The following is a 21,451-nucleotide window of genomic DNA, read 5'->3' on the forward strand; positions in this document are numbered from 1 at the left end:
GGTGTTCAATGACAAGATTACGTCGCTCATTTACTGCTGAATTCAAACTCGAAGCCGCATCCCTGGTGCTCGACCAGGGATATTCAGTCCCCGAAGTCAGCCGTTAACTGGATGTCGGTGAAACCGTACTTCGCCGCTGGGTTCAGCAGCGTCAATCCGAACGTAGTGGCCACCCCCAATCAGCAAAGCGCTGACTCCAGAGCAGTAGAAAATCCAGGAACTGGAAGCCCGCATCCACCGGCTTGAACGCGAAAAGGACATTTTAAAAAGGCCACTGCTCTCTTGATTGCGGACGAATTCACACGCAAGCGGACGATTAACCGTGAACGCATGCAACAGCGCAGTGAGTTGCGCTAGCCGGAACTCTGCGGGCAGCCGCGCCTTGATGTCGATGATGCGAGAGCTGGGGTATCAGATTGGCCGATTCAAAGTGTGCAGTCTGATGAAGGAGGCCGGTCTGGTATCCAGGCAACCGGGTGCTCATCGCTATCAGGTCGCCCGGTCTGAGCGACCGGATATTCCCAATCTGCTGGCCCGCGAATGTGCTGTTTCACAACCCAATCAGGTGTGGTGTGGCGATATCACCTATATCTGGGCAGGTGCTCGTTGGCATTACCTGGCAGGGGTGCTTGACCTTCATACACGCCGGGTTGTGGGCTGGGCAATGTCTGACAAGACTGATGCAAAACTGGCCATCAAAGCACTGGAGATTGCCTGTCAGCAGCGGGGTTATCCATCAGGTGTGCTGTTTCACTCCGACCAGGGCAGCCAATATGGCAGACGGGGATTTCGGCAACGACTGTGGCGCTATCGCATGACCCAGAGCATGAGTCTGCGTGGTAACTGCTGGGATAACGCCCCGATGGAATGGTTGTTCAGGAGCCTGAAGTCAGAGTGGATCCCGGTAACGGGATAGATGAACCAGCGGGAGGCGAAACGGGATATCAGCCATTACCTGATGGATTACTACAACTGGCGGCGTCCACATCAACACAATGACGGGATGCCGCCAGCAAAAGCCGAGGATCGGCCTAACCAAGTGTCCGGATTTAGTTGACTACTACAGTCTGTAGCTGTCACCAGGGGCTGGGTAAGATGCGCTCTTACAGCTGATTTGGGCAACAACGCCGTTGGCGCTCATATTTACGTGCCGGTTAATTAACATGGGTGACGTCAAGGTAAATATGGCGATGGATGCATTGTTAACAACTGCAACTGTTTTTTGACTTGTTCTATAAAAAGGCATTGCCAAGCCGGTGTCATTATCGAGAATAGTCGAATTGGTTTGGGTTTTTAAATGAATATGAATGCATTCTTGTGCGTAAAGTGATCCAGTGAAGATATATTATCAAGTTGGGGTGGCACCATTTATAGATATTGTCCTGCAGAAAAGGTATCACCCATGCCGCACCAGATTCACCTATCGCTGTGCTACTCGCAGAACCACTCAAAGCAGCACCCGTGTTGGGCTCATGGGGCCTATGACAACTGGTGATGGTAGGGATGTATGCAAAATAGTGAGTAAAGGTATATGACATAAGGCATTTTTAACGTCGACTTCCCGTTTGTTGCATCCTCTTGTTAGCTCTTGAGCTATTCATCTGGCAGCGTGAATTGCATGAATCGAAAACGCCGCCTTGGAACATGTTGCGATTAATTAATTTATATTCAATTAAAAACTTTAAATTCACGGATTATGATTATCCCTTTGGGGGTAAATGTTTTTGTTTGTGATATGACGCGCCCTGTAAATAAGTTCAATCCCTGTGGAATTGATAGAGATCAATACTGAGGGGGAGGTGAGTCCTTAGCATTTCCGCTGTTAAGCATTTATCAGACAAGTGCTCACTACGGGAATAAGAAGAATGGTCGAGGATAATTTTTTATCGGCTCATGGGATTAATCGCCGTGATTTTATGAAATTGTGTGCCGGGATGGCCGCAACCCTGGGATTAAGTCAGAATGCCGTCGCCAAGATGGCCACCGCGCTTACCAGCCCCGAGCGGCCGCCGGTGATCTGGATTGGGGCGCAGGAGTGTACCGGCTGCACCGAGTCGCTGTTGCGCGCCACTCACCCTACCATCGAGAACCTGATCCTCAATACCATTTCGCTGGAGTACCACGAGGTGCTCTCGGCAGCATTTGGCCATCAGGCTGAAGAGAACAAGCACAACGCCATGACCCGCTACAAGGGCAAGTATGTGCTGGTAGTGGATGGCTCCATTCCGCTCAAAGATGGCGGCATCTACTGCATGGTGGCCGGTGAACCCATCGTCGACCATATTCGCCGCGCGGCTGCCGATGCAGCAGCCGTCATTGCCATCGGCTCCTGTGCCGCCTGGGGCGGGGTCCCCGCCAGTGGTGGCAACCCGACCGGCGCCGTCAGCCTTGAAGAGGCACTCGGCAATATCGGCACCCCCATCATCAATATTCCGGGCTGCCCGCCCAATCCCCACAACTTTCTCACTTCGGTTGCCTACTACATTACCTACGGCAAGCTGCCGGCGCTGGATGCCAAGAATCGCCCGCTGTTTGCCTATGAGCGGCTCATCCACGAAAACTGCGAGCGCCGTCCGCACTTCGACGCCGGCCGCTTTGCCAAGGAGTTCGGTGACGAAGGCCACCGTCAGGGCTGGTGTCTCTATCATCTGGGCTGCAAGGGGCCGGAGACCTACGGTAACTGTTCGACCCTGGAGTTCTGCGATATCGGTGGTGGCATCTGGCCCGTTGGCATCGGTCATCCCTGCTACGGCTGCAACGAACAGGGTGTCGGTTTCAGCAAGGGGATCTTCCAGCTTGCCAAGGTTGAGAATCCGACCCCGCGGGTCAACAAGCCCGATGTGGCCATTCAGGAAGGGGGTCATATCTCTCCCACTTCCACCGCGCTGATCGGCGGAGCCCTCGGGGTGCTGGTCGGGGTGAGTCTGATGACGGTGCGTGAACTCGGTCGCCAGCAGAAGCGCCATGAAGCCGGGCAGCATCCGTCACGGGAGGAGTGACCGTGAACAGACGCAACTTCCTCAAATTTGCCTCCGTCGGCGCGCTGGCAGCCGGGGCCACCGTGCCCGGCACTGCCCTGGCGGCTGCCAAAAACAAGCCACCCATTCCCGGTGCGCTTGGCATGCTCTACGACTCCACCCTCTGTGTCGGCTGTCAGGCCTGCGTGGCAGAGTGCCAGCGTCTTAACGGCAATCCGGCCAACCCGGCGGGCGAGCAGACCTGGTCCAACAACGACAAGCTGAGCCCCTACACCAACAACATCATTCAGGTGTGGAAGAGCGGCGCGGGCGAGCACAAGGATCAGCTGGTAGATGGCTACGCCTACATCAAGAAGCAGTGCATGCACTGCGTCGATCCCAACTGTGTTTCCGTCTGCCCGGTGCAGGCCCTTAAAAAGGATCCCAAGACCGGTATTGTTCACTACGATCCGGACGTCTGTACCGGTTGCCGTTACTGCATGGTGGGCTGCCCGTTCGACGTACCCAAATATGACTATGACAACCCGCTGGGGGCGATCCACAAGTGCGAGCTCTGCAACCAGAAGGGGCTTGAGCGGATCGATCAGGGCAAGTTGCCCGGCTGTGTCGAGGTATGTCCGACCGGCGCCGTCATTTTTGGCACTCGCGAAGAGCTGATGGCCGAGGCCAGGCGTCGCCTGTTGGCGACCCCGGGCAGCGAATATGCCTACCCGCGCCAGACCCTCAAGGCCAACGACCCCTACCTGCACGAGGTGCCCAACTACCAGCCTTACGTCTATGGCGAGAAGGAGGGGGGCGGCACCCAGGTGCTGGTGCTGGCCGGGGTGCCTTACACCAAGCTCGATATGCCCGATCTGCCGGAACTCTCCTCAGGGGCGCGCTCGGAGCATATCCAGCACACCCTCTACAAGGGGATGGTGCTGCCGCTGGTGGTGCTGACCGGTCTCTCCGTGCTTATCCGTCGCAATACCAAGAACGGTCACGATGGTCACGATCAGGGCAAGGAGACGTCGGTTGATCAAGGCAAACAACAGGGGGGCAAGGATCATGAGTAATCACAAGGCACATCCCCTTGGCGGCAAGCTGGTCAGCTGGCCGGTACTGGTGCTGGCACCCTTTGCGGTGCTGTGCGGCATGCTTATTCTCAAGCGTCTCATCTTCGGGCTGGGCTCGGTGACCGATCTGAACGGGGGTTATCCCTGGGGTCTCTGGATCTCCTTTGACCTCTTGATCGGCACCGGTTTCGCCTGCGGTGGCTGGGCGCTGGCCTGGGCGGTTTACGTTTTCAACCGGGGCGAGTATCACCCGCTGGTGCGGCCGGCCCTGTTGGCGAGTCTGTTCGGTTATTCGCTGGGTGGCCTCTCCATCACCATCGACGTCGGCCGTTACTGGAACCTGCCGTACTTCTACCTGCCCGGTCACTTCAACACCTCTTCGGTGCTGTTCGAGACGGCGGTCTGCATGACCATCTACATCGGGGTGATGGCGCTGGAGTTTGCGCCCGTGCTCTTGGAGAAGTTCGGCTGGAAGACCTCCATGGCGCGGCTCAACAAGATCATGTTCTTCATTCTGGCGCTGGGGGCTCTGCTGCCCACCATGCACCAATCCTCGATGGGCTCTTTGATGATCGTAGCGGGGGAGAAGATCCATCCGCTCTGGCAAAGCTATGAGCTGCTGCCGGTCTTTTCGCTTCTGACCGCATTCATCATGGGCTTTTCCATCGTGGTGTTTGAGGGCTCTTTGGTGCAGGCGGGATTGGCGGGGCGTGGCCCCAACGAGAAGCCGCTCTTCTACAAACTGACCCAGGTGATCGACATCTTCCTGATCCTGTTTGTGGCGCTGCGCTTTGCCGAAATAGTCATCCATGACAAGTCGGAATACCTTTCCGAGTTCAACCGCTACTCCATCCTGTTCTGGAGCGAGATCGCGCTGATGATCTTCCCGCTGCTGGTGTTCCATTGGGACAAGAGCCGCCGGGACTCGCGCATGCTCTTTCTGGGGGCTCTCAGCATGCTGCTGGGCGCAGCCCTCTGGCGACTGGATTACTCCCTGATCGCCTTTAACCCCGGCAATGGCTACCACTACTTCCCCTCCGCGACGGAGGTGCTGATCTCCCTTGGCTTTGTTGCCATCGAAGTGTGTGCCTATTTGCTGCTGATCCGGCTGTTGCCGGTACTGCCATCACTTGAACGTGTTCACCAAGATTATCAGGCCCGAGGGAAAGCCAACGTATGAGCCAACGTATCACCATAGACCCCATCACCCGCATCGAGGGTCACCTGCGTATCGACTGTGAAATCGAAGGCGGCGTTGTCACCAAGGCCTGGTCGTCCGGCACCATGTGGCGCGGGATGGAGGAGATCGTCAAGGGCAATGACCCGCGCGATGCCTGGATGATAGTGCAGCGCATTTGCGGGGTATGTACCTCCATCCATGCCATCGCCTCGGTGCGGGCGGTGGAGAACGCCATCGGCGCCAAGGTGCCGGTCAACGCCCAGTACATCCGCAACCTCATCATCGCGGCCCACAATATCCACGATCACATCGTCCACTTCTACCAGCTCTCCGCGCTGGACTGGGTGGACATCACCGCGGCCCTTGAGGCCAATCCGCAAAAAGCGGCGGACATGCTCAAGGGGGTATCGACCTGGTCCCTCAACAGTGCCGACGAGCTGACCAAGGTGCAGGATAAAATCCGCGCGCTGGTAGCGAGCGGCCAGCTCGGCATCTTTGCCAACGGCTACTGGGGTCACAAGGAGATGAAGCTGAGCCCGGAGGTGAACCTCATCGCTGTGGCGCACTACCTGCAAGCGCTGGAGTGCCAGCGCGATGCCAACCGCATCGTCGCCATTTTGGGGGGCAAGAGCCCGCACATCCAGAATCTGGCGGTGGGCGGCGTGGCCAACCCCATCAATCTGGATGCGCCGAGCGTGCTCAACCTCGAGCGGCTGCTCTATGTGAAGAGCTTTATCGACCGGCTCGGCGAGTTTATCGAGCAGGTCTACAAGGTGGATGCCGCCATCATCGCCGCGCACTACCCCGAGTGGCTGGGTCTGGGGCAGGGGGCCAAGCACTACCTGAGCGTGCCGGAGCTCCCCACCGACGCCAACGGTGGCAGCTTCCTGATGCCGGGTGGCTATATCGAGAATGGCAATCTGGCGGGTTATCGCCCCATCGAGAGCCATCAGGATGGCTGGCTGATGGACGGCATCGCCGAGAGCAACAAGCACGCCTGGTACAAGGATGACGAACCTCTCAAACCTTGGGAGGGCAAGACCGAGCCCAACTACACCGGCTGGCAGGATGACGGCAAATACTCCTGGGTCAAATCCCCCACCTTCTACGGCAAGGTGGTGGAGGTGGGGCCGCTCGCAGACCTCTTGGTGAAACTGGCCGCCAAACACCCGGAGACGGTGGCTCACTTCGACCAGTTGAACGGCATTTATAAAGCACTCGCCGGTTCGGCCATCAAGACCGAACAGCTGCACTCCACCATGGGCCGGATCATTGGCCGCGCGGTGCGCTGCTGCGTGCTGAAAGATACCCTGGCGCACCAGTGGAAGGCGCTGGTGGACAACATCGGCAAGGGGGATACCACCGCCTACATCAAGGCCGAGATCCCGGCAGATAAAGAGTTTCGCGGGGTGGGCTTTGAAGAGGCGCCGCGCGGCATGCTCTCCCACTGGATCGTCATCAAGGGTGGCAAGATCGAGAACTATCAGGCGGTGGTGCCATCGACCTGGAACTCGGGCCCACGCAACTTCAATGACGAGCCCGGCCCCTACGAGCAGGCGCTGGTGGGCACCCCGGTGGCGGATCCCGCCAAACCGCTGGAAGTGGTGCGCACCATCCACTCGTTCGACCCCTGCATGTCTTGCGCGGTCCACGTGGTGGATACCCAAAATGGCGAAGTGACTCAGGTGAAGGTGCTGTGATGAACACCCTGATCCTGGGCGTGGGCAACCTCTTGCTGAGCGACGAGGCCGTCGGTGTGCGCATCGTCGAGGCGCTGGGGCGCGAATACCGTTTTGCCCCCGGCATCGAGCTGCTGGACGGCGGCACCGCCGGTATGGAGCTGCTGGAAGCCATGGCCAGTCGCGACCACATCATTCTGGCGGATGCGGTGCGCAGCGGTAATCCACCGGGCACAGTGGTGACCCTGAAAGATGAGGAGGTCCCGATCCTGTTTGGCCGCAAGATCTCCCCCCATCAGCTTGGGCTGGCGGATGTGCTCTCAGCGCTGTACATGACGGATGAGTCGCCAAAGCGGCTCACCCTGATCGGCATAGAACCCGAATCCCTCGAACCGCGCATCGGGCTCACCCCTGTGGTGGCGGCCGCAATGGGGGAGGCGACGGATCGGATTTTGACCCTGCTGGCCAGTGTTGGCGCCCCCGCCATTGCACTCTCCGACGCCGAGCGGGCCAAACAGGAGCAGGAGGGCTTATGGCGCAGTCCCATTTAAGCGAGGCAGATGCCATGCAGGAACGCGGGCAGGAGGTTTCGGGTTTTGCCAGCAATCCTGCGCCGTTACTGGTAGCCCAGTATGAGCGGATCGCCCGGGAGGAGATGCAAGGGCTGCCCTTCTATCACTCCACCATGCCCATAGTTGCGGAGTGCGTGCTGTTTGAAGAGCAGTGGCTCGGCTGCGTGCTGACCCCCTGGATGCTGAGCGTGGTGGTGTTGCCAGGGCCGGATCAGCTTTGGCCGGTGCGCAGCAGTAGCGAACGCCTCGCCCTGCAGCTCCCCTGCGGCAACCTGACCTTTATGGTTGGCGAACTGCCCGAAAGTGGTCAGCTGCTGGCCTGCTCCCTGATGTCGCCGCTCGATCCCCATCTCGGGGCCGAGCAGGGGCGCTCACTGGTAAGCAGCACCCTCAAGATGCTGCTCTCCTTGCCGGTGCAGCAAGGGGCTGGCGGCGTGGATCTGGGGCGCAGACGACTGTTTGGTGCGGCGAGAAAGGTCCCTGCATTGCCCGATTGATACTAGGTTTCACACGAAATCAAGTTTAGAATAGGGGGCCATTTTGGCCCCTCACTTGCACTTTCTGACACGCATTCCCCCTCTTTTTTGAGTGATAACGCGTGAGTGGTACAAACAAGAAGGATCCCCATGACTGTTTCTCGCACTTCCCTTCGCCATTACTGTGGCACCAGTGCTGCTGCCCTGCTGACTCTGCTGCTGGGCTCCGCTTCTCACGCGGCGCTGGCCGCTGCCCAACCGATTCCCGCCGAGCTCAAGCTCGCCATCGGCAGCGAGCCCACCGAAGGGTTTGATCCCCTGCTCGGCTGGAGCCACGGCAGCTATCTGCTGCTGCACAGCCCGCTGCTCAAGCAGAACGCCGATCTCGGCTGGCAGAATGTGCTCACCCAAGCGGTGACCCCGAACAAGGATGGCAAGGGGTGGCTCATTACCCTCAAGCCTGATCTGAAATTCTCCAACGGCGCGCCGCTCACCGCCGAGGATGTGGCCTTTACCTACAACAGCGCGGCCCAGGGCGGCGGCAAGATCGACATGGGCAACTTTGTCTCGGCCAAGGTGGTCTCGCCTACCGAAGTTGCCATCGTCTTAAGCGCCCCCCAGAGTACCTTCGTCAACGTGCTGGGATCGCTCGGTATCGTGTCGAAGAAGGATTACGACGCAAAAGCGTACGCCCAAAAGCCAGTCGGCGCAGGCCCTTACCGGTTGGTGAGCTTCCTGCCCGGTCAGCAGCTGGTGGTGGAGGCGAACCCCTATTACGCCGGTGGCAACAACGACTTCAAACGGCTGGTGTTTGTCTTTATCGATGAAGAGAGCGCCTATGCCGCTGCCCAGAGCAATCAACTTGATCTGGTGCGCATCGCCCCCTCGCTGGCGCCCACCGTACCTGCCTCCCTCAAGCTGTGGGTGCGGCCGAGCGTGGAGAACCGTGGCATCGTCTTCCCCATTCCGCCTGCCGGTCAAAAGGACGCCAAGGGTTATCCCATCGGCAACGACGTGACGGCTGATGTGGCGGTGCGCCGCGCCATCAACTACGCCATCGACCGCAAGCTGCTGGCCGATCAGCTGCTAGAAGGGCACGCCATCCCCGCTTACAGCGCGGTGGAAGGGCTGCCCTGGCTAAACAAAGCCACTGCCTTCAAGGATGGGGATGCCGCCCATGCCAACTCCCTGCTCGACGAGGCGGGCTGGAAGCGGGGCAGCGATGGCATTCGCCACAAGGGCAACCTGCGCGCCGCCATTACCCTCTGGTACACCAGTGGCGACAGCACCCGCCGGGATCTGGCGGAAGCGGTGCGTGCCATGCTCAAACCCATCGGTCTCGAAGTGAGCCTCAAATCCGGCAGCTGGGAGCAGGTGGAGCGCGAGATGCACGCCAATCCGGTGCTGATGGGGTGGGGGAGTCTGGATCCCATGGAGCTCTATCACCACTACCAGAGCGGTTCCGGCGGGGTGGAGTTCTACAACCCGGGCTACTACAGCAACCCTGTGGTGGATGGCCACCTCAAGCAGGCGCTGGATGCTCCGAACTGGCAGGCGGCGGTGCCGTTCTGGCAGCAGGTTGAGTGGGATGGCAACACCGGCGCCGGGGTACAGGGGGATGCCGCCTGGGCCTGGCTGCTCAATGTGCAGCACACCTATCTCGCCAACCGCTGCATCGACCTTGGCAAGGGAGCGCCGGAGATCCACGGTAGCTGGTCACTCCTCAACAACCTGCAGGATTGGCGGTGGACGTGCCGTTAAGTTCGCCCTTGAGTCATTCAGGTTATCTGTTGCTAAAAGCCCTGCTGCGTCTGGCAGGGCTGCTCTGTCTGGTCTCGGTCGCCACCTTTGTGCTGCTGAGCTACTCCCCCATCGATCCCATCAAGGCCTATATCGGTAACGATCTGCTCCATGTGCCGCCGGAGCAGTACGCCCGCATTGCCGCCCGCTGGGGGCTGGATCAGCCGCTGTGGCTGCGTTACTGGCACTGGTTTACCCAGGTGCTGCAGGGGGATCTCGGTTACTCCATGCTCTACAACGCGCCTGTGGGTGAGGTGATAGGCCAGCGCTTTGCTGCCTCCTTCCTGCTGCTGGCGGGGGCCTGGCTGCTCTCCGGCTTTCTCGGCATTTTGCTCGGACTTTGCGCCGGTCGCTATCTCAACCGCTGGCCCGATCGCTTTATTTGCCGCTTTGCCTATCTGCTCGCCTCCCTGCCCACCTTCTGGGTTGGTCTGCTGTTGCTCGCGCTGTTTGCTGTGCACTGGCCGCTGTTGCCGGTCTGCTGCGCCTGGACGCCGGGCCTCTCTGCCGATGAGGCGGATTGGGCCATGCGGGCTCGCCATCTGCTGCTGCCAGTGACCACGCTTGCGCTGCTCGGGGTTGGCAACATTGCCCTGCATACCCGGGGGCGGGTGGCCGAGGTGCTGGAGAGCGACTTTATCCGCTACGCCCGCGCCCAAGGGGATGGCGGCTGGCCCATGCTGCGTTTTCATGTGCTGCGCCATGCCTTGACCCCGGCGCTCTGCCTGCAGTTTGCCTCCCTCGGTGAGCTGATTGGCGGATCCTTGTTGGCGGAGAAAGTGTTCTCTTATCCGGGGCTCGGGCAAGCCACCGTGGATGCGGGGCTGCGGGGGGATATCCCCTTGCTGATGGGGATAGTGCTCTTCTGCACCCTGCTGGTCTTTATTGGCAACACAGTGGCCAGTTTGCTGCTGGCGCGCATCAATCGGGGTTGGGAGGGTGAGCATGCTGTTTAATCCGCTTCCCTCCATAGTGCGCCTAGCCGTGGCCCTGATCGGACTGGCGCTGCTGGCCGCCTACGGCTGGACCCTCTCTCATCAGGATGTGCCGATGGATCTGCTGGCGCGCCACCAGCCCCCCTCGCTGGCCCACTGGTTCGGGACCGATCAGATGGGGCGGGATCTCTGGTTGCGCGCCTTTCAGGGTACCCTCACCAGTCTGGAGCTGGGGATCAGCACGGCCCTCTGCAGTGGTCTGCTGGCCATGGTGGCGGCAAGTGTCTCGCTCATTCATCCCAGATGCGATGTGGCGGTGCGGCTGCTCATTGACGCCATGCTGGCGCTGCCCCATATGCTGCTGCTGATCCTGATCTGCTTTACCGTGGGAGGCGGTATGCGCGGGGTGATCCTGGCGGTGGCGCTGACCCACTGGCCCAAGCTGGCGCTGATCCTCTGCGCCGAGGCGCGGCGGATCGCCTGCAGCGACTATATGGTGCTGGCCCGCTGTCAGGGGATGGGGGCGCTGCGTCGCTGGCGCATCCACCTGCTGCCGGGGCTGTTGCCCCAGTGGTTTATCGGCACCTTGCTGATGTTTCCCCATGCGGTGCTGCACAGCGCCGCCTTGAGTTTTCTCGGCTTTGGGCTGGCGGCCCACGAGGCCTCGCTGGGCCTGCTGCTGGCCGATGCGTTGCGTTATCTGGCTGGTGGCGGTTGGTGGCTGGCCCTCTTCCCGGGGCTGATGTTGCTGCTGCTGGTGTTGCTGTTTGATCAGGCTACCCGCGCTCTGCAACAGCTGCTGTGGCACAGGAGTGAACCATGCTGAGTTTTGATCATGTGACTATAGAGGCGGCCCACTACTCCTGGCTGGGGCGGCGCAGCTGGCAGCCTTTGCTGACCGATATCAGCCTGCAACTGGCGCCGGGGGAGATAGTGGCGCTGGTGGGGGGGAGCGGCGAGGGTAAGAGCCTGCTGCTGCAAAGCGCCCTGACCCTGCTGCCGGACAACCTGCGGATGCGCGGTTCCATCTCCCTTGATGGCACACCTCTGTGCGATGCCAGTAGGGCCCGTCTGCGCGGTCACACCCTCTGTTATGTGCCACAGGGGGTAAGCGCCCTCAATCCATTGCTGACGGTGGAGCGTCAGCTGGGCCGGGCGGCACGCCTCTGCGGCCAGAGCGGTTCTCGCGAGCGGCTCGGCGAGCAACTGCTGCGCTACCAGCTGCCTGCCGCCACCCTGGACAACTATCCGCGCCAGCTCTCAGGCGGCATGGCCAAGCGCATTCTGGCCTGCACTGCGGCACTCGGCGGCGCCCGCTACATTCTGGCGGACGAGATCACCGCCTGGCTCGACGAGGAGCTGGCCTGCCTGTTGCTCAGCCAATTGCGCGAATTGGCCAATCAGGGCAGCGGTATCCTCTGGGTTACTCACGATCTGGCGCTGGCGGCCCGTTTTGCCGATCGCATCGTGGCCCTTCATCAGGGGCAGGTGAGCGATACCTTGAGCAGCCAGCATCTGCGGCAAGGGCAGGGGAGCGAGATGCTCCGTGCTCACTGGCAGGCGCTGCCGGAGTTCAACGCGCTCTTCTCTGTGCCGGAGGTTTCCTGATGTTTGAAGTACGAGGTCTCACCATCGCCCAGGGGGAACGCCCCCTCTGGCAGGGGCTTGTCCTGGCAGTCAAAGCGGGCGAACGGCTCGGCATCTCCGCCCCGAGCGGTTATGGCAAGACCACGCTGGGGCGGGTATTGGCGGGTTGGCAACCGATTCGGGGAAGCGGGGAAATGCGGCTGGATGGGCAGCCGGTGCCTGAACAGGTAAAAGGTTATAACCCCATCCAGCTGGTGCCCCAACATCCGGAACTGACCTTCAATCCCTACCGCACCACCGGGCAGGCGCTCTGGGATGTGTGGCGCCCCGATGACGCCATGCTGGCACGCTTTATGGTCAAACCCGAGTGGCTCGGTCGTAAACCCGGTCAGCTCTCCGGTGGCGAGCTGGCCCGCATCGCGCTGCTGCGCGCCCTCGATCCCCGCACCCGTTTGCTCATTGCCGACGAGGTGACCGCCCAGCTGGATCCGCAAATCCAGCGCCAGCTCTGGCGGGAGTTGATGGTTGAGTGCGAGCTGCGCGGGCTTGGCATGGTGATATTCAGTCACCAACAGGCGCTGCTGCGCCAGATCTGTCATCGGGTGCTGCGCTTTGGTGAGGTGCAGCCCGTGACTGGTGTATTGGCTGAAAATGCGGCCTGAGGGTTAGTTCCCCCTCATCCCCAGCCCTTCTCCCGCAAGGGGAGAAGGGAGCAGACGGTGCCATCTCGCCAGGCTCAGGGTTTGGGATACAGGGTGGGTTGTTATGCTCGCAGTATCTCTCTGCGGGCGAATATTTCGAACATATTGCCAGCCCCCATGAATCGGTTCCCCTTTCCCTGTTGAAACGGGGTCGGAGTGTGGCATCCACGAACATGTTCCCTCTCTCTGGGGAGAGGGCCAGGGTGAGGGGGCGCGAGTATGAAACGCTGGCCATTCTGTACAGAGAGAACCGTTGGCAAAGCGCGTAGATAAAGAGAGGGAGGCATCAGCCTCCCTCTCTTTTTACCTATTGCTATCAGCGGCGTTTAACCGGTTGATTTCAAGCACTGGCCAGCCAGTTGAGCCAGGCATCCATCCCTTCGCCGGTGGTGGCGCTGACCTGGATCACCTGAATATAGGGGTTGACCCGTTTGGCGTTCTCGATGCAGCGGGCCACATCAAAGCTGACGTAGGGCAGCAGATCGATCTTGTTGATCACCATCAGCTGGGCAGCGGCGAACATGTCCGGGTATTTCAGCGGCTTCTCTTCCCCCTCGGTGACGGAGAGGATCGCCACCTTGTACTTCTCGCCGAGATCGAAGCTGGCGGGGCAGACCAGATTGCCGACGTTCTCGATAAAGAGGATGCCCCCTTGATTGGCGGGCAGCTGGTGGCAGGCGTCGTGAACCATTTTGGCGTCCAGATGGCAGCCCTTGCCGGTGTTGATCTGCACGGCAGGCACGCCGGTGGCGCGGATGCGATCCGCATCGGCGCTGGTCTGCTGATCCCCTTCGATCACTGCGCAGGGGCGCTTGTCGGCCAGCTGGCGCAGGGTTTCGCACAGCAGGGTGGTTTTGCCTGAACCCGGGCTCGACACCAGATTGAGCACCAGCTGGGCCGCCTCGTCGAAGTGTTCGCGGTTGTGGGCCGCCAGCGCGTTGTTCTTGGCCAGCACATCCATCTCGATGGCGATCAGCTGGCGCTGCCCCATGCCGGGCACCGACAATCCCGCTTCCCCTTTGCCGTAGTGCAGATCACCCTGCTGATGGTCATGGTCATGGTCATGGTCATGGTCATGGTCATGGTGGTGTTCATGCGGCTGATCATGCCCCTCATGGCTTATGGGAGCCCGTACGCCGTGGTAGTGGTGATGGACATCCCCCTGATGGTGATAGTGGTGGTGAATGATCAGAGTGCGTGGTGCGCTCTGCTCGTGGTCATGATGGTGATGCGCGTCATGAGCATGATGATGGTCGTGCTCATGACCATGTTCATGGTGATGTTCATGATCATGTTCGTGATTATGCTCATGATCGTGCTCATGGCCGGCGATCCGCGCCTGGCCGCATCCGCATACGCTACACATATCAACTTACCTCGATGTCGGTGATGCGCAGGCTATCGCCTTGCGCGACTCGTAATTTGTACCCGCCACACCCGGGGCAGGCCTGCCCGCGCTCGGTGAGGGTGACCGTCTGGTTGCAGTCGTAACACCAGGCCTCTGCCGCCTGGTGCTGAAAGTGCAGCTGGGCCCCTTCGACGGCAGTGCCCTTGGCGGCGGCCTCGAAACAGAAGGCAATGGTGTCCGGGTCGACGCAGGAGAAGCTGCCGACCTCGAGCCAGAGGGCGGTCACCTTGGTAAAGCCCCGCTGGGTGGCCTGTTCGGCTGCCAGATCGATGGCGGCCATGGCCAGAGACATTTCGTGCATGGTGGCTCCTTAACCGATATTGGGAGGAGGAGTGACTCCTCCCCCTAATTGGGAAAACGGCATATGGGTAAACGGCATGGCTGATCAGCAGATCCGCGGCAGCAGCTCCCCTTGTGGCAGTTCCAGATAACGGCGGCTGCCCCAGGGGTTATTGAGGATCACCTTGTGGCGATCACTCGCCTGCACCACGCCGATCTGGCTGGCGGCGGGGTTGAATTGCCGCAAGATGCCCAGTGCGTCCTGCGCCTGTTCGGCAGGCAGGGCCAGTACCATGGTCCCCTCGTTGGCGAGATCATGGGGCTCGAAACCGTAGAGCTCGCACAGGCCGCGTACCGGATCGCACACCGGAATGGCGGACTCCTCCAGCTCGATGGCCACCTGGGAGGCAGTGCTCCACTCATTCAGCACGGCCGCAAGACCGCCGCGGGTGGCATCGCGCAGGGCGTGGGGGGTGATCCCCGCTTGCAGCAGCGCTTCTACCTGCGGCCAGAGGGTGGTGCAGTCGCTTTTCAGATCAGATCCCAGCTGCAGGGCGTCACGGGCCATCAGGATGCAGGCGCCGTGGCTGCCGATATCCCGCGACACCAGAATGGCGTCACCGGCCTTGAGGTTGCGTACCGAGATGCCCCGGCTCTGCTCAGGCAGCGGGAAGGTGCCGACCCCGCTGGTGTTGATAAAGATCTTGTCGGCTGCCCCCTTGGGCACCACCTTGGTGTCGCCGCAGACGATGCGGGCGCCGCTTTTGGCAAGCTCTGCAGCCATCGACTCGACGATGCGGGCGAGATCGGTGTAGGGGAAGCCCTCCTCGATGATAAAGCTGGCGCTCAGATACTCGGGTTTGGCCCCCATCATGGCGAGATCGTTGACCGTACCGGCGATGGCCAGCTTGCCGATATCGCCCCCCTCGAAGAAGAGCGGCGAGACGGTAAAGCTGTCGGTGGTAAAGGCGACGGAGCCGCTTACCGGCAGCAGGGCGGCATCTTCACCGCGCAGCAGGATCTCGTTGCCAAAGTGGCGAAAGAAGAGCTGGTTGATCAGCTGGTTCATTTCTACACCGCCGCCGCCGTGGCTTAACTGAATTTCTCTCATTGGATCCCCATATATCGGTAGTAGGCATTGCAGGCCCCTTCGGAGCTGACCATGCAGCTGCCCATGGGCTGGGTCGGGGTGCAGCCCCGGCCAAAGACTTTGCACTGGTTCGGTTTGGCCAGGCCGCGCAGGATATCGGCGCACTGGCACGCCTTGTGGTCATCGATGGGGGTTTGATCAAGCTGGAAGTGACGCTCTGCATCGCGCTTGGCAAAGGCATCGCGCAGGCGCAGGGCGGAGGCGTTGATATCCCCCAGACCTCGCCAGCGAAAGTGCTCGCGGGTCTCGAAAAAGCGCTCGACCAGCCGCTGGGCGGCTTTATTGCCGCTAGCGGTGACGGCGCGGCTGTACTGCACCTCCAGCGCGTAGCGACCCTCCACCTTCTGGCGCACCATCATCAAGAGCGCCTCCATCACATCCACCGGCTCGAAGCCGCTCACCACCACGGGCACCTGATAGCGATCGACGATGGGCAGGTAGATATCGGCGCCGGTGATGACGCTGACGTGAGAGGGGCCGATAAAGGCGTTCACCTTGGCCACCCCGTCGGCCATCACCGCATGAATGGCGGGCGGCACCAGCACATGGTTGATATGAAACAGCAGATTCTCGACCTCTTGCTCTTCAGCGGCAGCCAGCAGCGCTGCTGTCATCGGGGTAGAGGTCTCGAAACCGATGGCGCAGAAGACCACGGTTTTCTCAGGGTTCTCACGGGCGATACGCAGGGCATCGAGGGGGTCATAGACCGGACGGATATCGTTCCCTTTGGCGCGCTGCTGGGCCAGCGTGCCCTTGGATCCCGGCACCCGGATCATGTCCCCCAACGTCACCAGAATGACGTTGGGCTGGCTAGCCAGCTCGATGGCCTGATCGATGCGCTCTTTTGGCATGATGCAGACCGGGCAGCCGGGGCCGTGAACGAACTCGATGCTGGCTGGTAGCAGCTGGTGCAGGCCGTACTTCATGATGGTGTGGGTATGGCCGCCACACACCTCCATCACCCGCAGCGGCTCGGGCAGATCCTTGGCCAGTTCTGTAATTTGGGCGGCGAGGGCACGGATCACCTCGGGCTGGCGAAAGCCCTGAAAGAGGTCATTTAAGGTCAGCATGGCAAGATATCCTGTTTGGGCATCAGGGCCACCATCTGGCGGAAGCTCTCGAGGCTGGCCTGCGCCTCCGCTTCGTCAATCTTGCTCATCACAAAGCCGATATGGAGCAGCACATAGTCGCCCACCTGGAGAGGCTCTTCGAGCAGCATGCAGCTGACGCGCCGCTGCACTCCCAGGGTGTCGACGGTGACGCAGTTGTCTTCGGGGTGCAGCTGCACCACCTGAGAGGGGATGGATAGACACATGGATTTCAGGACTCCGACAAGGTGGCACAGCCGGCTGTGGTTGGGCGGTGCGTGGCAATATGGTGGATGGCAAACCAGAGCTGACCGGCGGCGATGCCACCGTCATTGAGCGGCAGGGTTTCGCTGGTCAATACCTGCCGACCGGCCGCTTCGAGAGCGGGAACAAGCTGGTCCATCAGCACCCGGTTTTGAAAGACGCCGCCCCCCAGCGCCACCGGATAGCCGGGGAAGCGCTCGGCCAGGGCAACAACCAGATTGCTGATGGCGCGGATAAAACCGGCAGCCAGGCTGGCGGTTGAGGTGCCTTGGCGCCGCTCGCTGACAAGGGTATGGATCAGCTCGGCCCACTCGATATGCAGTGGCCCTTCCGCTGATTGGCTGAGATCAAAGGCGAGGGGAAAGGGCTGTTCATCGGGTGCCAGCTGCAAGGCAGCCGCCTCCAGCAAGAGCCCCGCTTCGCCCTCGTAATCCGGGGTATCGATCACCCCCAACAGAGCCGCCACCGCATCGAACAGCCGACCGATGGAGCTGGTGTAGGGGGCGTTGCGACCGAGATGCCAGAGCTGGTGCAGGTTGCTGATCCGCTTAAGGGGCAGTTGCTTGATCAACGGAATATCGAGGGCACTGATCTGCTCAGGGCTGTGCGATTCAAACAGCAGCCCCAGCAGCTGACGTACTGGCTCGCGGATGGCCGCTTCGCCGCCGATCAGCTTGAAGGGGGCAAGGTGGGCAACCCGCTCAAATCCCTGAACGTCTGCAATCAGCAGCTCGCCGCCCCAGAGGGTGCCGTCATCGCCAAGGCCGGTGCCATCGAAGGCAACACCCAGCACCGGGCCCGTGATGTTGTGCTCGGCCATCACCCCCAGCAGGTGGGCGTGATGGTGCTGCACCTCGAGATGGGTTGCACCTTGATTCTGGCAATAGTTTTTGGCCCACTGATGGCTGAGATAGCCCGAGTGGCGATCCGACACCAGCACTTCGGGGTTGAGATCGTAGAGTTCGCGAAAGGTGGCCAGGGTCTGCTCGAAGTGCTCCTGCATTGGCAGGCTGTGCAGATCGCCGATATAGGGGCTGTAGATGCGCTGGCGGCCGAAGGCGAGCGCCAGCTGGTTCTTCTGCTGCGCTCCGACTGCCAAGAGCGGCGCCTTGACCGCCTCTTGCAGGCTGGGGGTGCAGGGGGCATAGCCCCGGGCGAGGCGCAACGTCTGGCGCCGCCCGCCCGCCCACTGCACCAGACTGTCGTCGCACGGGTGCAGGATAGGTCGGTTGTGATCCAGGATGCCGTCAATCTCGCTGCCGAGTTCCCTGACTACTGCCTCACAGTCGATCAGGATCGGGCTGCCGCGACCATTGGCGCTGGTGGCCACCAGCGACATGGCACAGGCGTCCAGCAGCAACTGGTGCAGCGGGGTATAGGGGAGCATGACGCCAAGGTAGGGGATGCCGGGGGCTATCCCCTCGGCCAGCGGCGCGGTTGTCAGTAGGGATTCTGAGAGCCGATCATCGTTAATGCGCTTGCGTAGCAAGGTAATGGGTCTGGCCTGAGAGGCGAGCAGTTTCCACTCTTCTGCGCTGCCGGTGACATGCAATTTGGCCTCGGCAAGGGAGCCCATCATCACCGCCAGCGGCTTGCGCGCGCGCCGCTTGAGCTGGCGAAGCCGTACCACGGCGGACTCGCTGCGGGCATCACACATCAGGTGATACCCCCCCATCCCCTTGACCGCGATAAGCTTGCCCGCTTGCAGGGCGATGGCGGCGGCCTGCAGGGCATCCTCGCGCTCGGCCAGCGCATCGCCGAGGCCGCTGCGCCAGCTGAGATGGGGTCCGCACACGGGGCAGCTCACCGGCTGGGCGTGGTAGCGTCTGTCCAGCGGGTTTTCATAGGCCGCCGCGCAGCGCGGGCACATGGCAAAGTCAGCCATGGCGGTGTGGGGGCGGTCGTAGGGGAGGCGGCGGATGATGGTGTAGCGCGGGCCGCAGTGGGTGCAGTTGGTAAAGGGGTAGTGGTGGTGGCGATCCGCGGGGTTGGCCACGTCCGTGGCGCATGCCTCGCACATTCCCTGATCCGGCGAGATGGCGACCGTGGCGGCGCTCTGCTGCTGGCTGGCTTTAATTCGAAACTGGCTATGAAATTGGCCATCGAAGTCGGGATCATGAGTGAGGGGCAGTTCCCGCTCGCTGAAGTGATCGATGCGGCTCAGCGGCGGCGCCAGTTCCCGCAGTTCGCGAGCAAAGCTGGCTAGCTGCTCAGGCGATCCTTCGGCACCGATGGTGACGCCATTGGCGTCGTTCAACACATAACCGGCAAGGCCGTGGCGCAGTGCCAGCCCATAGACGAAGGGGCGAAAGCCGACCCCCTGTACGATGCCGTCGATATGAAATTCGCGGCGCAGCAGGTTGGCCACAGGATTGGAAGAGCCAGAGGGGGCGGTGACAGCGCTCATGCCGGCTCCATCTCATCTTGAGTCTGCGGCAAACGCAGCACCCGGCGCTCGTTCTCCTCGCGTCGTACCCAGCCATCCATCTCCATGCGCAGGCAGAACGGAATGGCGTATTTACGCGACAAACCGGTGATCTCCTTTAAGGATGACATGTCGATCAGATCTCCCACCTGCTGGCCCGCCAGCACGGCGGCGACCATCTGGTTGTAAAGCTCGGCGTCGTAGTAGATGGGGCCATCGAGCTGCACCAGATACTTGAGTCGCGCCAGATTGCGCAGCTGCTTTTGCAGGGCGCCTTTTTGTAGCAAGCCCTGCTGCAGGGCCGCGGGCAGCTTGCGGATGATAAAGGGATCCAGCTCCACGCCGCCGGGGCCCAGTTTACCGGGCTCGTAACCCTCCTTGCCTTGATCTCGCACCACCTTGAGTACCAGCTGCGCCTCTTCTCCCAGATCATCTTCCGACTCGCCGCTACCCGGTTGCCACTTGTCATGGTGCAGGCGAACAAGCTGCTCGCTCTTGAGCTGCTGGAGCAGGGCCTGAATGACCGGCAGGGCGATACCAAAGCGGGTCGCCAGCTCTGCGGCACTAAGGGGTTCACTTTTCAGCGTGGCAAGCAGTTGATCGCGGCTTTGAGCCAGCCAGTGGTTATCCAGCAGCCAGTCACCGAGAGGGGTGACCTGCTCGGGCTGCTGGTCAAAGCGGCTGGCCAGCACATAGCCGTTGAGCCCCAACTGCAGGGTGGCGGGGTTGTAGCGCACCAGTTCATCAGGCAGTTCGCCAAGCAGGGCGTGCAGCGCCTTGCGTCTGGCGGGGTGGATATCGCCGCACCAGACGATGCGGGCGCCGTGCAGCAGTTCACTGCTGCCGTGACGAATGATGGCTAGCGGCTGGCCGAAGAAGCAGGGGATGGGGCTGGCAAAGATCAGCCGCGCCAGCCGGGAGTCCTTGATGGGCACGAAACGGGCCCGCCCATGCCAGCTGCCGAGGGCCACTTCGACCTCCTTGTTGTGCAGAGAGGGGCGTAGCGCCTTGGCGCTCAGGCTCTCGCCGTTGAGCCGCACGATAAGGTGCGTCGCCGCCTCGCACTGGCCAGCTGCGCTGGTAAGGCAGTGACCGCGGGCCACCTCCTTGTGGGGCACTTTTTTCAGGCCCACCGCCACCCGACAGACTGCGCCAATTTCCTCGACGCTCTGGTGATAGGCCTGCAGGGAGCGCACCTGCACCTCCCGATCGGCGGGGTAGAGGCGCAGCTTGTCCCCCACCTTGAGGCTGCCCTGCTGCAAGGTGCCGGTGAGCACGGTACCGGTGCCATTGGCGGTAAAGACTCTGTCTACATACAGTCGCGGGGAGCCCTGTTCGCGGGCAGCGTGCGATGCTGGCAGATCGGCAAGCTGGCGCACGATGGCGGCGTGCAGGGCGGTCATATTGGCACCGGTTTTGGCGCTGACGCTGACGATATCGGGCACCATGCCGCTCTCGTCCATCACCCGCTCCAGCAGGCTCTCTTCCAACAGCAAAAGCTCGTCGGGGGAGACCAGATCGCACTTGTTGATGCAGACCAAGAGGCGCGGCACCCCCATCGCCTTGAGCAGGCGCAGGTGATCGCCGGTCATCGGCATCCACCCCTCGTCGGCGGCAATCACCAGCAGCACCAGATCCAGACTCCAGAGCCCCGCCACCATGTTGCGGATATAGCGCTCGTGGCCGGGCACATCGATGACGCCTATGGTGTTGCCCTGACCATCGTCGAAGTGGGCAAAGCCGAGATCCTGGGTCATGCCGATGGCCTGCTCGTGGGCGCGGGCGGTGGTGATGCCGGTGAGGGCCTTGATCAGCAGGGTCTTACCGTGATCCACGTGGCCGGCAAGCCCGATAACGGCGCGATAGGGAGTCAT

General features: G+C 61.3%; 19 protein-coding genes and 1 pseudogene. 13 read left to right on the forward strand and 7 right to left on the reverse strand.

The genetic code is table 11. The features are described from left to right. The first annotated feature begins 8 nt into the window (after positions 1 to 8). The 12 genes and pseudogenes from LG31_RS20615 to LG31_RS0118330 all read left to right on the forward strand — a co-directional run bounded on the left by LG31_RS20615 (position 9) and on the right by LG31_RS0118330 (position 12,924). A pseudogene (locus LG31_RS20615) lies at positions 9 to 1,057 on the forward strand (IS3 family transposase). Between the two features lie 808 nt (positions 1,058 to 1,865). Next, positions 1,866 to 2,999 (forward strand): hydrogenase 2 small subunit, encoded by a 1,134-nt coding sequence (gene hybO, locus LG31_RS0118280; protein WP_033115846.1) that lies wholly within the window; start codon positions 1,866 to 1,868, stop codon positions 2,997 to 2,999. Between the two features lie 2 nt (positions 3,000 to 3,001). Continuing rightward, positions 3,002 to 4,033: a hydrogenase 2 operon protein HybA gene (hybA, locus tag LG31_RS0118285; RefSeq protein WP_033115847.1), complete on the forward strand. Its 1,032-nt coding sequence runs from the start codon at positions 3,002 to 3,004 to the stop codon at positions 4,031 to 4,033. Then, positions 4,026 to 5,213: a Ni/Fe-hydrogenase cytochrome b subunit gene (hybB, locus tag LG31_RS0118290; RefSeq protein WP_033115848.1), complete on the forward strand. Its 1,188-nt coding sequence runs from the start codon at positions 4,026 to 4,028 to the stop codon at positions 5,211 to 5,213. The genes hybA and hybB overlap by 8 nt, the downstream gene beginning before the upstream one ends. Then, positions 5,210 to 6,913: a hydrogenase 2 large subunit gene (hybC, locus tag LG31_RS0118295; protein ID WP_033115849.1), complete on the forward strand. Its 1,704-nt coding sequence runs from the start codon at positions 5,210 to 5,212 to the stop codon at positions 6,911 to 6,913. Before hybB ends, hybC begins: the two co-directional genes overlap by 4 nt. Then, complete coding sequence (locus LG31_RS0118300) at positions 6,913 to 7,443, forward strand: HyaD/HybD family hydrogenase maturation endopeptidase (RefSeq protein WP_033115850.1); 531 nt, start codon at positions 6,913 to 6,915, stop codon at positions 7,441 to 7,443. Before hybC ends, LG31_RS0118300 begins: the two co-directional genes overlap by 1 nt. Continuing rightward, complete coding sequence (hybE, locus tag LG31_RS0118305; RefSeq protein WP_033115851.1) at positions 7,425 to 7,961, forward strand: hydrogenase-2 assembly chaperone; 537 nt, start codon at positions 7,425 to 7,427, stop codon at positions 7,959 to 7,961. Before LG31_RS0118300 ends, hybE begins: the two co-directional genes overlap by 19 nt. 129 nt (positions 7,962 to 8,090) lie before the next feature. After that, complete coding sequence (locus LG31_RS0118310) at positions 8,091 to 9,701, forward strand: ABC transporter substrate-binding protein (protein ID WP_033115852.1); 1,611 nt, start codon at positions 8,091 to 8,093, stop codon at positions 9,699 to 9,701. Further along, complete coding sequence (locus LG31_RS0118315) at positions 9,686 to 10,696, forward strand: ABC transporter permease (protein WP_033115853.1); 1,011 nt, start codon at positions 9,686 to 9,688, stop codon at positions 10,694 to 10,696. Before LG31_RS0118310 ends, LG31_RS0118315 begins: the two co-directional genes overlap by 16 nt. Further along, positions 10,686 to 11,501, forward strand: coding sequence for an ABC transporter permease (locus tag LG31_RS0118320; protein ID WP_033115854.1), 816 nt, complete (start codon positions 10,686 to 10,688; stop codon positions 11,499 to 11,501). The genes LG31_RS0118315 and LG31_RS0118320 overlap by 11 nt, the downstream gene beginning before the upstream one ends. Continuing rightward, complete coding sequence (locus LG31_RS0118325; RefSeq protein ID WP_033115855.1) at positions 11,495 to 12,283, forward strand: ATP-binding cassette domain-containing protein; 789 nt, start codon at positions 11,495 to 11,497, stop codon at positions 12,281 to 12,283. Before LG31_RS0118320 ends, LG31_RS0118325 begins: the two co-directional genes overlap by 7 nt. Further along, positions 12,283 to 12,924: an ATP-binding cassette domain-containing protein gene (locus tag LG31_RS0118330; protein WP_033115856.1), complete on the forward strand. Its 642-nt coding sequence runs from the start codon at positions 12,283 to 12,285 to the stop codon at positions 12,922 to 12,924. Before LG31_RS0118325 ends, LG31_RS0118330 begins: the two co-directional genes overlap by 1 nt. Positions 12,925 to 13,303: 379 nt before the next feature. On the opposite strand, the gene hypB is transcribed toward LG31_RS0118330, so the two are convergent. Further along, positions 13,304 to 14,086: a hydrogenase nickel incorporation protein HypB gene (gene hypB, locus LG31_RS0118335; RefSeq protein ID WP_238567540.1), complete on the reverse strand. Its 783-nt coding sequence runs from the start codon at positions 14,084 to 14,086 to the stop codon at positions 13,304 to 13,306. Between hypB and LG31_RS21705 the strand changes: the two genes are divergently transcribed. Further along, positions 13,991 to 14,353, forward strand: coding sequence for a hypothetical protein (locus LG31_RS21705; protein ID WP_238567541.1), 363 nt, complete (start codon positions 13,991 to 13,993; stop codon positions 14,351 to 14,353). The genes hypB and LG31_RS21705 overlap by 96 nt on opposite strands. On the opposite strand, the gene hypA is transcribed toward LG31_RS21705, so the two are convergent. From hypA to selB, 6 genes are all read right to left on the reverse strand, one after another. Then, complete coding sequence (hypA, locus tag LG31_RS0118345) at positions 14,331 to 14,672, reverse strand: hydrogenase maturation nickel metallochaperone HypA (protein ID WP_010633719.1); 342 nt, start codon at positions 14,670 to 14,672, stop codon at positions 14,331 to 14,333. The two genes, LG31_RS21705 and hypA, sit on opposite strands and share 23 nt — an antisense overlap. An 84-nt stretch (positions 14,673 to 14,756) precedes the next feature. Then, positions 14,757 to 15,761, reverse strand: a complete 1,005-nt coding sequence (gene hypE / locus LG31_RS0118350; protein WP_033115857.1) for a hydrogenase expression/formation protein HypE — start codon at positions 15,759 to 15,761, stop codon at positions 14,757 to 14,759. Further along, complete coding sequence (hypD, locus tag LG31_RS0118355; RefSeq protein WP_033115858.1) at positions 15,758 to 16,870, reverse strand: hydrogenase formation protein HypD; 1,113 nt, start codon at positions 16,868 to 16,870, stop codon at positions 15,758 to 15,760. The genes hypE and hypD overlap by 4 nt, the downstream gene beginning before the upstream one ends. Continuing rightward, positions 16,864 to 17,115 (reverse strand): HypC/HybG/HupF family hydrogenase formation chaperone, encoded by a 252-nt coding sequence (locus LG31_RS0118360; protein ID WP_033115859.1) that lies wholly within the window; start codon positions 17,113 to 17,115, stop codon positions 16,864 to 16,866. The genes hypD and LG31_RS0118360 overlap by 7 nt, the downstream gene beginning before the upstream one ends. A 5-nt stretch (positions 17,116 to 17,120) precedes the next feature. After that, positions 17,121 to 19,559, reverse strand: coding sequence for a carbamoyltransferase HypF (hypF, locus tag LG31_RS0118365; protein WP_033115860.1), 2,439 nt, complete (start codon positions 19,557 to 19,559; stop codon positions 17,121 to 17,123). Next, a complete protein-coding gene (gene selB, locus LG31_RS0118370; RefSeq protein ID WP_033115861.1) occupies positions 19,556 to 21,451 on the reverse strand; it encodes a selenocysteine-specific translation elongation factor in 1,896 nt (631 codons plus the stop codon). Before selB ends, hypF begins: the two co-directional genes overlap by 4 nt.

It is taken from the genome of Aeromonas lacus (assembly GCF_000764665.1).
Classification (GTDB): domain Bacteria; phylum Pseudomonadota; class Gammaproteobacteria; order Enterobacterales; family Aeromonadaceae; genus Aeromonas; species Aeromonas lacus.